This is a genomic window from Mesorhizobium sp. WSM4819 (assembly GCF_055811215.1).
Genome location: NZ_JBVVQO010000004.1, coordinates 35,891 through 48,602, shown reverse-complemented (window position 1 = coordinate 48,602; position 12,712 = coordinate 35,891). Strand labels below are relative to the sequence as shown.

Genomic DNA, 12,712 nt, shown 5'->3' with positions numbered 1-12,712 from the left:
CTGAAATCACCTGGCGCTTGAAAACGAGGGCGCCACGTTACTTCTTGATCAGTTTCAAACGGAGGCGCTACCATTTTGCATAGATTTTTTCGATATATCAATGATTTAAGGAGTTTTGGTAGAGGGAGAGGACCTGAAATCCAACCTTCTCCGCGGATTTGCGATCACCTTCGTAATCGGGGTGTTCGGCTGATGCTGTTCAGTCGACGTGTTCAATCTGCGGACCTGGGTCAACCGGCGGAGCCGGCGTGCAACCTTGCCCCTTGCATTCCTCGACTGGGTCGTCGGCTGGTGGGAGGCAGTTTAGCCCCTCGCAATGAACTGGCGGCTGCTCAGGCGCTGCGTCGCCGTTTGGCGGAACAGGCTGATCCTCAGCGCGAACGGCCGGCATTACCAAGCCGATCAAGGCCGTGCACAAAAGCGCAACCCGAAGAAAATTCATTTCCGCCTCCTCGACTTGAGATCGGGCGGCACAGTACACTTTCGACCTGTGGCCGACATCCTTTCAGCCGCCAACGGCGTTAACACCGAGTTTCGGGGCTGGCCGGAAGGGCGGGCCGAATGATCAGCTCGTCACATGTTGGACCGAGGCCGGAGAGGAGCGCCGATCACGCTCTAGATCGGCGCGTCATCGCTATGCGATCGACGAGACTGCCGCACTCGGCGATTCGGATGAAGGTGCGCAAGCGCTTAGTATGATGTCCGAATTAATCCATAATCTGCCCCTCGGTTTCGATCGGCCTGTTAAGCGCTTATCAGCGCAGCGCGCCGGTCCCGGTCGTGCGTCATCATCGAGAAAGGGCGCACGTTCAAAACCTCCGAAAACGCCTCGTGAGGCCCGGACGTCCGGTTCGAATACCTATTGCGAGAAATCAACCCGCTCCTTCCGATTCCGCAATCGATAAAAATAACCGCATGTCGCCTTACGCCCCCATCATTGTTTCTGGCGTTTTAGATGGCAGAAATGCATAATCACCGTGATGATTGACTGGAACGACTTACGCTTTTTTCTTGCGGTTGCGTCGGCCGGGAATACGGCGGCCGCAGGGCGCCACCTTGGCGTAAATCAATCCACAGTGGTCCGCCGCATAACCGCCATGGAGGAGGCGCTCCGGCTTCGGCTCTTCAACAGGAAGCGGGACGGCTATCGCCTTACGCCGGAAGGCGAAGCGTTGTTGCAAGAGGCAACCGCCGTGGAGGCGGCTGTGCAGGCATTGACCCGGCGCGCCGCCGCTTTGGACAGCGCCTTCACGGGATCCCTGCGAGTGACGACAGCAGAGGGGATGGCTTTGGGTCTCGTGCCGCAACTGCTCAACGAGTTCCACCGCCAGTATCCGGGAATAAGGGTGCATCTGCTGATTGAGGACCGCTACAATGACCTCAGTGATGGGCAGGCCGAGATAGCGCTGCGCGCCGGTCCCCCTGGCAACGGTTCGCTGGTAGGGCGCAAATTGTCAGACCAATCCTGGGCGATCTACGGGAGCCGCAGCTATGTGGAACGGTGGGGTAGCCCGACGAAACCCCACGATCTCAATGTTCATCGGCTGATCGGTTTCGAAGGCTCGATCGAGGACATTACTCCGGCGCGCTGGTTGCGTGCCGTGGCTCCTGATTGCGAGATCGCCTGCCGAAGCAATAGTGTTCTCGGCTTGCTGTTGGCCGTACAATCGGGGTTTGGGCTGGCGCTGTTGCCCTGTCAGATCGGCGATGCGGAAGCGGACCTCGTCCGCGTCATCGATCCGCAGCCAGAGCTTACCAGCGGCTTCTGGATCCTCACGCATCCAGACCTACACACGCGGCCGAAGATCCGGGCGTTCTTTGATTTCATGGTGGAGGAGATCGCGAAGCATCGAGCTCTTCTACTTGGCCAGACGCGGCCCTCGCGCGCCAGTGCGGAGCAACCAGTGATGGCCGGCAGAACCTCTGCCGACGCAGACTCAGCAGGGTCCATCCGATCCGTTGACGCGGACCGCCTCACTTGAGCAGCATAACTGCCCGGATAGCTGATCGTGAGGACCGCTTATCCTGCTCGCTCAGGTGGCAACCGTGCCTAGCGATTGTTGATGAGGGCCGAGCGTCCTGCCCTATTGGGTAGTTGGCATTGGCCGGGCCCTGATTCCAACGTGTGGAGGTACGACAAACCGCGGTCGATTGACGGGTCATCGGACGCTTCCACGACGACTATACCCTGCGCTGACTGCGTTTCAGCCTGCGGTGGCCGGACGGCTTCGTGTGCCGAAGAAAGCTTGGCGTCCGGCATCCCGGCCGCCTGCTGCTGGTGTGCGGATCATATCGGAACCTCAACTTGGACGCAGCCCAGATATCGGGCTTCGTGGCCGTTTATCCATTCGTCAGCTTTGGCACCGAGCTGCCTTCCCGGTCAGTAGAAGACGGAGGGCATATAGGTTCCGATTGGCGCACGGTATTTGCCGATCGACATGAGCGTCATCGGCTTCACCGTTTGCATGCGGTGTTGGAGACACCACCGAAACAGTCCCGTTTGCCGGATCGGCAGCAGGAAGGAGAGGGGTTCGGAGTGCGCGGCCACAGCGCCGAGGAGGAGGTCCGTCATCCCGGCTTCGCTCTCTGCAACGCCGTGATTGGCAATCCAGAATGTCGGCGCCGTCATGTATGCCGCGATGCGACCCGCACGCTCAGCGACGAGAGGCGTGAGAGATCGCAACGCCTCCACCAACTCGCCGTGCCGAGAGATGCCGTGCACCTGACGAGAGAGTGCGTCGCAGGCGTCCAGGTCGTGCTCGCGCATCCGGCGGACGATGACGTCGGCTGTCGGCTTCCCGGCCGGACGGCCGGTCATCACAAGCACAGGTTCCCGAACTTCGAAGCCGATCGAGGCATAGAGCGCGATCGAACGCATATTGAAGGCGTCCTGAAGCAGGCGGATGCCCGTCGCGCCGTTTGCATGGTCAAGAACGGCCTGCATCAGCTGCCGTCCGATGCCGGCGCCCTGGGCAGTCGGATCGACGGTGATCGGGCCGACGCCGCGGATCGCGTCCGCCTCCGAGAGGAAATTGGAGCCGACCACGCGACCCTCCTCTTCGGCGACGACCCCGAATACCGATGGGTTCGTGGTGAGTCTTCGGGCCAGTTCAATACCGGCCTCAACGGCTGGGAAATCAGGCGGGAAGCCGTGCCGCGCTGCAATGCCTTGAAAAGCCTTGTAAATGATGTGGCCGCATGCCTCCGCGTCGGAGGGTGCAGCCAGGCGAATTTGTACGGTCATGATTGTTTCTCCACGGTGCCACGTCCTGTTGCTGCCGATGGGCCAAGAATCACTGCAGCGGGCGCCGCAGTTGGCGCCGCGGCTCGGTTGCGCCCGGCGCAGCCGGGCCAGCGCAAACCGTGAAGTCCTTAAGGCCGGCCGTGACTTGCCCGCCGCTGGGTTTGGTGCGGATGCTCGGCGCCGTTCCGGTGGTGCTTGCACGTCACCGCAGGGTTAAACGGAGCGAAGACGCCGTTCGGGTTTTCGCGATAGATCCAGACATGCCGGTCGTGGTGCGGCTCGAAGAGGTGCGCCTCATCCGCCGGCGTGGCGGGATCGTCCGCCATGGTGTCATACGGCACGCCTTGGAACGTCGGCGGAGCGTCGTGCCCAGCCTCCTTCCAAGCGCGCGCGAAGACCAGGTTCTCAACCGCCACGAGTTCGAGCGAGCCGTCGGCCTGTGGTTCGTAGATCAAAATCGACGGTATTAGAAAATTGGTGTGTATGCCGTTTCCATCCACGCGGGGATTGGGCGGGGCTGAGACCCCGAGCAGATCGAAACGGGCAAAGTGAATGCCCATGGCTCCGAGCTCGGCGGTATAGCCCATCATCTCCGCCGTGTCGCACAAGTTCAGCGGATCTCGGACGTAGCCCTCTGCTAGGGCTACTTTCACGTCTCTAAACCGTTCCGTTGCCGCCTTGACCTCGGCGACACTTGGTTCACCGGGTCCAGGCGATGATGCGGCGGGTTCGGCGGCGATCTCATAGCCACCCGCCGCGGCGGTGGCCGAAATGGCCGCCGCCGTGATTGCAGCGACCAAGCGCGCGGCAGTACCCGCGCCACGAATGTGACGTCCGTACATTGTCTTATCCTCTGGTGTGGTGGCACCGTGGGCGCTGCGCCCCGGTGGCGGTTTGCCGATCGCAGCGGGGCTGGCCGCACCATAGTCTGGAGCGGGCAGATGCCCGCCCATCAGATTTTCACACCGCTGCTCTCGATAACACAAAGTATACGGCTCGACCGCCGCGCAATCCATCAGCGCCTTTGGCCGTTTGATCGGCAAAAATGCATAATGGCAGCGCGATCGACCGGAACACCTTCGCCGCCAATGTGAAGCATTTAAGGGGCGAGGAAGACCGGGGGCAGGGTGACGGAAAAAATAACGTCAACCTCAAGAACCTAGCGCCTCGGTGTCATGCTCGGTCGAAGCGGACGGGTTGCCAGTGTCGATCGCCAGCGGTGAGGGGCAGCGCAGTCTGTCGCATGCACGGTGCGGGCGGTGGCGCACCTGGGGGCAAGTGGAACGGCAACTATCGCAACGGAGGCAGGACCAAACGCACATTGGCAGCCTTGGCGGTGGTCCAGGCAATGACGCGGATATGTCGGCAGACGATCGATGATCTATCGGATTAAATGGGAACTAGTCGCCATCCTGCTCGCCGCAGGAAGCCATACCGGACACCCACCACCGATTAGCAAATCAGCATCGACGAGTGGGTGAAATGCTTCGCGCCGAGCGCGTCGACCCCGGTTCGAACTATCGGTTTGCATAACACCTGCTATCCGTGCAGCCGATGTCCGCAACTGCGCCGCTACTGACCAACGTGCGACGCTGCCGACATTAGCTCCTGCATATTCGGAGCGCCGAACAGGCCGCCATCGAGAACCTCGGTGGAGGTCCAGCGAACGACACCGTCGCGGTCGAGCAGGAACTGGCCGACGAGCTGCCCCATGCCGGTGGCCATCATCTGTTGATCCGCTTCCGTGATATCGTAGCTGTCCTTCTTGTTCAGATACTCGAGCGCCGCAAACGGGTCCATCGGCTCCGGCATCTCGCCCGGCAAGTCGACCCGCATCGACTTCGCATCGCTCATCGAAACCTTTTGCGGCCATGCGCTCTCGTCTTCGGTGATCTGCATATTCGGCAATCCAAAGGCGCGATGTGAAGTCCGCTCCGGATCGGATGCCGCGAGCAGGCCGAGCATCGGGTGGTACCGCAGATAGAGGCGCGCCCGCTCGATGGGCGTGTTGACCACTGTCAGGCTTTCGATGCCCTTCTCGTTGAGGGCTGGGGTGAGCTGCGAAATCGTCGCGATATGACGCCTGCAAAAAGGACAATGGAGACCTCAACCAGCACTGGTTTCTCGCCACGGAAATCGTCGATAGCGATTGTGCCCTCGCGGGTAATCGCGTCGAGGACGAAATTGGGCGCCGTTTCGCCCAGATGCAGAGGGCCTACGTCGGTGCGGTCAGACATGCTTGATCCTCCTCGCGGGTCAATCCACTAACGGAAGCACGGCGGCAGTTCCGGCTCCAGCCCGTGTTCGGCACACACTTCCTGTGCGTGTTGAAATTGCAATGTAGCACAGAACTGGGCGGCGTTGGCGCGCTACCTTAGTGTCGCCACTTTCCGAGCTTGATTTCCGGTCATTTTCGCGCCTCGAGCCATCTCTATGGCATTGGTATCGTTTGACGTTATCGCCTTGCCTTACGCCAGCCGGCCGCGCGCGCCTCGGCATCGCTGCGAAACCAGCGCTCGCCCTTCGAAGGGCTGATGCGGGTTTCCGCATAATACTCCTGACCGGGGACGTGATAGATCTTGTCGCCGGTTTGACTGGCGAGGAATATGTTCCTTACTTCTGACTGGATCGACCAGGAAAAGGGCCATGAAAAAGCGCCAAAACGAGCCGGCCGGCGAAGATATGTCCGAATTGGAACTGTTTGCTCAGGACGCCATAGCTGCGGCAGGTGGCGATGCCGTGATTGCCCTGCTGAACGTGCTCGTCAAAAATGTCGAACTTGAGCGCGAACTTGCCTTGTCGCGGGCAGCAGTCTCGAATGGCTTTTCTCGCGGCTGGCACAAGGCCCGACCCTAGCCATGGCAAACACGGGGGAAGACAATTTCCGGATCGAAGTTTGGGATCGGGAGGAGAAGACGCTGATCGAGACCATCTGTCGATCGCCGGACTCATTTGTCAGCCAAGCGGCCTGGCAAACCGCCATCCGGCGTCGACCCGGCCTGCTCCTGATCCACTACAACAGCGGCATGTGATGGAAAAGATCATCACGCCCGGCGAGCCGACAGTGCCGCCGCAGACCATCGTAGAGGGCAGCATACATGCCGGGCTGGACGTATCGCTGAGCGATCTCCGCAAATGGCACATGTTACGGGCCTGGTGCAGAAATTGCTCGCACCATGCGAGGTCAAGGCGCCGGCCCTCATCAGGCGCTATGGCAGGGACGCGCTCTTCAGCACGGTCGCTGATATCAGCGTCCGATGAGGCGCCTGATTTTGGTTGCGCGGGTCACCGTTAGTGCACTCGCGGGAACAAAGGTCGTGTCCGCCTGTTAGATCACACCTCGAACAACAGGAGACTGCGATGCTCACGAAATCTCTATTAGCCCTCATGCTGGCTATCAGCTTAACTGCAACAGCAGTACCTGCCCTTTCGCAAGAGACGCCAACACCTACACCGCCTGCCGCAGCCGATGACGCTCGCGACGACTTCGACTGGGGTTGGTTGGGCCTTATCGGCCTACTGGGTCTGGCAGGTCTAACAGGCCGCAGGAGGCGGGACGACACTCTCGGTCGGACGAACGTCAGGTAATGAGATACGGCGGGAGCGCCGACCGCCGCTCCGCCATCCTCGCCGCCCCTATGTAGCGCTCTGCCTCAGATGTGAGATGCTGAGCACCTCACGTGCGACTACTTCTTACGCTGAGTCGTCTCGCCCGCGAGGCGAAATGTGCGGCGGGCTTCGGCTCAAGAGGGAGGGCGACTCGGAACATCTACGTGAGGCTCTCGCGTCCCGGACCCTTGCAAATCATACGGCCTAAGTTGACGCACACAACTTCGATCCCGGGCCAATGGGAGGGCTCATTCAAGCTTGGAACTGTGCGGAACCGTACGAAGCGGATTGCAAGCAACCAACCCGGTTGCCAGGCATTAATTTGGAAGCATTGGGAGGAAGGCCATGCTCCACGTTAACATGCCTCGGGAATTTGAGGTCGGCGATGAGGTTGCGCTGCCAAGTACCGTTATCACGATTCTCCCTAGCGGCCGCGCCAAAGTGAGCATTCCATCATATGACCATCCGTATTCGATTGATCCGCCGCCCAAAGCCCGGGCCGGAGACCGAGTGGTTCTTGTTGGGGACGTCACCCGCATAGATCGCGGAGCGAATAAACTCACTGTGCGGATTGACTGCGGCGGGGCAATTACGGTCGACAAGTCGGCGATCACTCGGCTGAGAAGGCACCGCAGGACTTCAGCGGGTTGACGCTACGGCGATACAACAGCCGCGCTTGCGTTGCGCAGAGCCTGGCGTTTCTCGAGGAAAAGTTCGTGAAGGCTGGCCGCACTGTTACTAGATCGCCCGCGGTCGCGGATCACCGCAGTGCCCCGGTGAACGCTCTGAGCTACGGGCCTTGATGCCCGACTTCACTCACTGTGTGGCTTGCCATGATGCGCGCAGGAAAGGCGTTCTAGGCACAGGATCGGAGAAACAAATCCGCTTGGCCCACGTTGCGCTTGATACGATCGCGCAGCCAGGAGGATCAAATGGGCACGCCGGAACGGGATTTTTCCGAGAAGCTCTGCGAGCGCATTAGGGAGAATGCTCCTAACGATCGCGGTGAACGGGCCGGTCTACAGCTAGTTCGCATGGCTATTGAAATGACGTGTCCCGCCGGCGTTCTGCCGAGCGAGGAAGCCGTCCTGCTGCTCTACGGGCCTGAACCCGTCCACGAGGGCGAAGCCCTGGCCAAGGCGATTATTGAGATTGTCGAGCGGCTAACCGAACGCCCAGACGTGGCTACTCCTCGTCACTGAAACCCAGCAGTGAAGCATGGCGTATGAGGCTGTGATCGCCACGGAGATGCTTGACCCGCAGCTTCACGCCGGGCCCGACCCACTGCGTCGCCGGCCGTTTCTTCATGCCCTCCGGCGGCGGTCCAGCGTGCTCTCGAACCCGCTTCAACAGCCTCTCCTTCATGTCGCGGCCCAGGGTGATGAACGCCGAACCGACATACTTCCCGGTGCCTGGCTCAGCCAAAAGGGCGAAGGCTGCCTTGCCAAGGCTCGCGCTCGACTCCCATCAATTCGAACTCGTCGACCGTTCTTCAGCCAGTTCGACGTCGGGCCGCTGCGATATCGACTACCGAGACGCTTCGACACAATGCCCTCATGCCCTGCCTGGTCGGCCACGGGGGCCGGAAATCAAAGAGACGGCTCGAAGAAGAAGTGATCAACGCGCAGGAAAGCGAAAACTGCATGACCTCCGGCAAGTAAGCCTTAACCACGCCGGCAAGGTACCTTTTTCAGACAGTCGACCTAAGCCCATAGTGCGCTTGAATACAAAGATCGCAGATCAGACATGGGTCATATTCGTCTCGGGAACCTGCCCACCACAAAGAAGTGGAAAGAAGTCGTAGCGCTCCTCGACGAAAGCGACTCCCGCATCGCTTGTATTGCCCAGGCCGTGGAGCGAGCGGCCGACAGGTCACTTGCGGAAGCGGTGAAGGACCCTGCTTTCGTTGAAGGGTTCTGGCTCCTGCTCAAAATTCCGCAGGCAGCCAAGGACCCAGATTTCCAGGCCGCTCTCGCGGAGATCGGTATTCAGGTTCCTCCTGATCCGTCCCTGACAGATCTCCTTTCCGGATTTAACGACGCTGTGGAGCGGGCGCGTCGCAACAGGGGGCGAGACATCACCGATTCAGTCTTATTGCCCGCAATGCCGCGATCTCCGCACTGAATAGCCACCGTAACGCGCCCCGGTGGCAGTCATTCCTGCAGTCGCGTCCACTCGCCCAAAGCAGACACACACTTGATAGCTGCTGGGTTAAACGCGATTTCCGCCGGGCACCAATCACAGTGAAATCAGTTCGCGGAAGCAGCGCCTTTTAGATAGCCCTCAAGAGCCGCCGCATTTGCCGAACCTTTGCGTATGAACAAAGCCGGTTTACCCAGAGGCGCAGGCATACGCGCCCATTCTCCTGAATACGCTATGTCGCTGCCGGTCCACGCATCAATCCACGCGCTGCCCTGAGGAAAATAAGCGTCGACCTCATCGGCACCCTTGTCGAGAACCGGCGCGACCATGAGGTCTTCGCCCAAAAGGAACTGATAGCGAATATCATGCGTGTTGGCGTCGTCCGGATAGTGAAGGAACAGATGCCGGACAAGCGGCAGACCCCGGGTATTTGCGTCGACTTCGAGTGCCTTGCGATAGGGAGCGAGCGCTTGGTAGATCCGTCCAAAACGGCTAAGATGAGCCAGCATCTCCGGGTTGCTGTCGGCCTGGACCGCGAGTTCGGGAACGATCCCTTCTTGAGTACGCATAACTGCTGTGAACGCGTTAAGCTCCATCCAACGCATCATCAACTCGGCCGTGCGATTGATGACGGGGATTTCCGTTCCGGCGATGTCGATCTTGAGGAGCACGTAACCGCCGACATCGCTATGCATCAGACTAAATCCGGAAATGCCTCCGGACAGGATACCGACGACGGCGGTCTTGATGCCGTCATACTCATCCCAACTCATCAATTGATCACCAAGCCAGAACAGCGTGGAGATTCCGGGGCTCTGCGTAAAGCCAGACCGGGCAAAGAAGACCATCCCATCGCCGTGACCTGTTTCGTCGATCACTTCGCGGCTTAGGCGCTGCCATTCTTCCGGATATTTGTTGTGCCAGACCCATGGATCAGCACCGTCATAGAGTTTGGCGTCAAGCGGCAATGCTTCGCCGAAGTCAAGCATCCATCCCCCGACATTCAGGGGCACCATATTCAATTTCATTACGCCTTTGATCCAGGATCTTGCGTCGGGATTGCTCAAATCGATCATGCCAACTTGGAAATTGGCGTTTTGGATGAGGTATGGTGATCCGTCAGCGCGCTGGACAAGATAGCCCTTGGTCTTTGCTTCCTGGTACAGCTGATCGTGCCCGGGAACCGTGGCGAGAAACGGATTGATGTAGATCAGTATCTTGCCGCCGTTCTTCCCAATGTCGTCGACCAGCTGCTGCCAATGAGGGTAATAGCTGCTGTCGAAAAACCAATTCCACCAGAGCTGGGTTCCGGCACTGGTTGGGTGAGTACCCTCCCAATCTTGCAACCAAAGACCTGCAACGGGAACGCCCGCGTCCCTTGTGCGAGCCAGACGTTCCCGAACCTTCTCTGTGCCACCCATGATGCCAAGAATGACACCGTTGTGCACCCAGTCCGGCAACTTACGCATGCGACCGGTGTATTCGGTGTAGGCTCCGAGCAAGTCGACCGGGGTTTCGCCGTAGAGGATGCGACCGGTCATAATGTTCGACCACAGCTTGATTTCGATCGCATCAGCCTTTCGCATGTCGAAAGCGCTATATTCGTAATTCTCCAGGAACATGGAGCGAACCCGGCTTGTCATGATATAGGGCGCGGGATTGCCTGTATGATAAGGGTTACCCCCGCTATTTCGATCTAAAATATCGACCAGTTCCGTCACGATCGGCTTGCCCCGTCCGATACCATGCTCTTCAACAAGGATCGGGATAAGCTTGCCCTTCTGGTTGAAATGGGTGAGTTGCGAACCGCAGCCGAAAATAGCTTCGTCCTTGGCGGAATCGACAGTAAGCAAAATTCGATTGAGCGAAGGCGCCTGAGCTCCGAAAAATTTGATCACGAAGCGTAGATGCGTTTCTGAAAGTGCTTCGAATGCGAACGCATAGGCAACCTTGCCTGCTTCGCCGGTAAGACTTCCTGAAACGGTGGCTCTGTTGCCATTGACTTCAATATTGTCGATGGTCGGCGAATCGTAGCGTGCAGCTATCGTGTCGCTGATTTCGAACGTTCCCTCCGGGGACCCAAATTCCTTTGTCTGTACAAACGCTTCCTGCGCCGCGAGGAAATCGCCATTCGATGGCGTTGCCCAGATCACGCGATCCAAGTTTTTTTTATGCGAAACGCTCAGTCGATTTTTGGTGTGGGATAACATGAAATCGCCGACCGGATAAGTTGTCGCACCAGGAGTTGCTGCTGCGCCTTGTCTTGACATTGCGGGCACTGCTACGACTGCAAGCCCAATGGCAAACAGATCTCTGCGCTTCATATCCATCGCTCGTTGCCTCATGTGGTAGGCGAATGACCGCCCATTACAGGCGCCGGCAAAGGACGGCCATGAGCCATTGCCGGCTCTACAATATCACCGCAGAATACAAACTGAACTGGCGAAAAAGCGCTCGCAGCGTGCTTCGATATACGCGTTTGCTTCGGAACCCTCGTGTTAGACAATGTCCGGTTGTCGAGATCTGGAGCCAGGAACTGACATTCCGTTTTCGTGAAGAGTTTCGGGCGCCGGCAGGCGTACGAAAGTCCCCGAGGAAGGAACCCGCGGGCCACGGGCGGTGGGCTATGGGGATTTCGATTTGCGACCGGTGTCGGCGATGGTGCGACTGCCGCGAGGAAGCGCCACGATGGATGCGGACAGACCGCTTCGTTGCGCCTCCGTGCGGTGTTGTCGGCCCGGCGCGCGGCTGGGCGCGGCTCTGTCGGCCTCGATGATCACGATGGGCACATGTGGATCCTTGCCAACTACTTGGCTGGTATCACCAATGAGGACGAGCTTGTCTCGGTTTCCAAACTGCCGCTGGGGCGGTGAGCTAGTTGTGAGCTTTCAATAGGTTGTCCATCCGGTCCGAAGCGAGGATGCTGAGGTTGTCGAAGCTTCAGAGTCCAAGGAGGGACCGGATGAACATCCACAAAAACGCGTGAAACACCTCAGGGGCGAGGCAAACCTCCGGAACGCCTCGCTGCAGGATTTCTGGGATGAGAGCTAACATGGCCGAGCGCTGATGGAACCGAATTGATCCGGTGCGACTTATCTGGCCCATGAGCACACGCGGAACAAACTTTCTTCATCAATGGCTTGCGAACACCGTGCCCGAGGCGGTGGGGGCGGATATTATCTCGGTTAGCGAATTGGCCCAAAAACTATTCGCCGACGCCAAGGCCCTCGGAATCAGCACCACGGAGATAGAGGAAGATACCGGCAGCGCCTATGAGACGATCCTGGACGCGATCGTTCATCATGACGCCGGTGTAGCTAGCTGATTATGGTCATGCAATCAGAGCATCAGACCGACCCTCGAGACGAAGGCCTCGACGCCTATTGCCTAGGCATGCCGCGCTCAGCGTGCCCATATCCACCATGGAAGCCGCAGCGCTATGCATGGCTGCTTCGATGGGATGAAGCCAAAGAGATAGACGAGCACGAAGAAGAGTAATTCAACCACGCCCAAACCCGCTGGCGTTGGAGGGTAGGGTGCGGGATGCCATCTTGATACTCTAGCAGATCATAGCTTCAGCCGCGCGAACTCGAGCTCCCGCTCGATGTAGACGCGGTTGGCCGTGCGGGTGGAGCCTCGCCGCGTGGGGCTGATTGAAACGAATCCTTTGGCCTGCAATCTCTACTGTGTCGCCATCGAGCACGGAGGCGCGGCCTT

13 protein-coding genes and 1 pseudogene are annotated in these 12,712 nt (G+C 59.1%); 8 read left to right on the top strand and 6 right to left on the bottom strand.

Features of this window, described 5'->3' with window-relative positions; translation table 11 throughout:
* Positions 1–316 precede the first annotated feature (316 nt).
* Positions 317–565: a hypothetical protein gene (locus AC0L18_RS05645; RefSeq protein ID WP_473490976.1), complete on the top strand. Its 249-nt coding sequence runs from the start codon at positions 317–319 to the stop codon at positions 563–565.
* A gap of 415 nt (positions 566–980) precedes the next feature.
* Positions 981–1,982, top strand: a complete 1,002-nt coding sequence (locus tag AC0L18_RS05640; protein WP_473491153.1) for a LysR family transcriptional regulator — start codon at positions 981–983, stop codon at positions 1,980–1,982.
* A gap of 398 nt (positions 1,983–2,380) precedes the next feature.
* Here the strand turns inward: AC0L18_RS05640 and AC0L18_RS05635 are convergent, their stop codons facing one another.
* From AC0L18_RS05635 to AC0L18_RS05620, 4 genes and pseudogenes are all read right to left on the bottom strand, one after another.
* A complete protein-coding gene (locus tag AC0L18_RS05635; RefSeq protein ID WP_473490975.1) occupies positions 2,381–3,244 on the bottom strand; it encodes a GNAT family N-acetyltransferase in 864 nt (287 codons plus the stop codon).
* 128 nt (positions 3,245–3,372) lie between these two features.
* Complete coding sequence (locus tag AC0L18_RS05630) at positions 3,373–4,086, bottom strand: hypothetical protein (protein WP_473490974.1); 714 nt, start codon at positions 4,084–4,086, stop codon at positions 3,373–3,375.
* Between the two features lie 730 nt (positions 4,087–4,816).
* Positions 4,817–5,481 (bottom strand): annotated as a pseudogene (locus tag AC0L18_RS05625) (peroxiredoxin-like family protein).
* Positions 5,482–5,699: 218 nt separating this feature from the next.
* Complete coding sequence (locus AC0L18_RS05620) at positions 5,700–5,822, bottom strand: sunset domain-containing protein (RefSeq protein ID WP_473491152.1); 123 nt, start codon at positions 5,820–5,822, stop codon at positions 5,700–5,702.
* Between the two features lie 68 nt (positions 5,823–5,890).
* Between AC0L18_RS05620 and AC0L18_RS05615 the strand changes: the two genes are divergently transcribed.
* The 4 genes from AC0L18_RS05615 (at position 5,891) to AC0L18_RS05600 (ending at position 8,055) form a co-directional block, all read left to right on the top strand.
* Positions 5,891–6,100, top strand: coding sequence for a hypothetical protein (locus tag AC0L18_RS05615; RefSeq protein ID WP_473490973.1), 210 nt, complete (start codon positions 5,891–5,893; stop codon positions 6,098–6,100).
* A gap of 2 nt (positions 6,101–6,102) precedes the next feature.
* Positions 6,103–6,276: a hypothetical protein gene (locus AC0L18_RS05610; protein ID WP_473490972.1), complete on the top strand. Its 174-nt coding sequence runs from the start codon at positions 6,103–6,105 to the stop codon at positions 6,274–6,276.
* A 328-nt stretch (positions 6,277–6,604) separates the two neighbouring features.
* On the top strand, positions 6,605–6,832 hold the full coding sequence (locus AC0L18_RS05605; protein ID WP_473490971.1) for a WGxxGxxG family protein: 228 nt from the start codon (positions 6,605–6,607) through the stop codon (positions 6,830–6,832).
* Positions 6,833–7,785: 953 nt separating this feature from the next.
* A complete protein-coding gene (locus tag AC0L18_RS05600; RefSeq protein WP_473490970.1) occupies positions 7,786–8,055 on the top strand; it encodes a hypothetical protein in 270 nt (89 codons plus the stop codon).
* Here the strand turns inward: AC0L18_RS05600 and AC0L18_RS05595 are convergent.
* A complete protein-coding gene (locus AC0L18_RS05595) occupies positions 8,039–8,278 on the bottom strand; it encodes a hypothetical protein (protein ID WP_473490969.1) in 240 nt (79 codons plus the stop codon). The two genes, AC0L18_RS05600 and AC0L18_RS05595, sit on opposite strands and share 17 nt — an antisense overlap.
* A 321-nt stretch (positions 8,279–8,599) precedes the next feature.
* Here AC0L18_RS05595 and AC0L18_RS05590 point away from each other — a divergent pair, with 321 nt between their 5' ends.
* The gene (locus AC0L18_RS05590) at positions 8,600–8,977 is read left to right on the top strand and encodes a hypothetical protein (RefSeq protein ID WP_473490968.1); all 378 of its coding nucleotides are present in this window, start codon (positions 8,600–8,602) and stop codon (positions 8,975–8,977) included.
* A gap of 125 nt (positions 8,978–9,102) precedes the next feature.
* Here AC0L18_RS05590 and AC0L18_RS05585 read toward each other — a convergent pair whose 3' ends face one another.
* A complete protein-coding gene (locus tag AC0L18_RS05585) occupies positions 9,103–11,325 on the bottom strand; it encodes an alpha-glucosidase (protein WP_473490967.1) in 2,223 nt (740 codons plus the stop codon).
* Positions 11,326–12,098: 773 nt separating this feature from the next.
* On the opposite strand from AC0L18_RS05585, the gene AC0L18_RS05580 reads away from it, so the two are divergent.
* On the top strand, positions 12,099–12,320 hold the full coding sequence (locus tag AC0L18_RS05580) for a DUF768 domain-containing protein (protein WP_473490966.1): 222 nt from the start codon (positions 12,099–12,101) through the stop codon (positions 12,318–12,320).
* Positions 12,321–12,712: the final 392 nt, after the last annotated feature.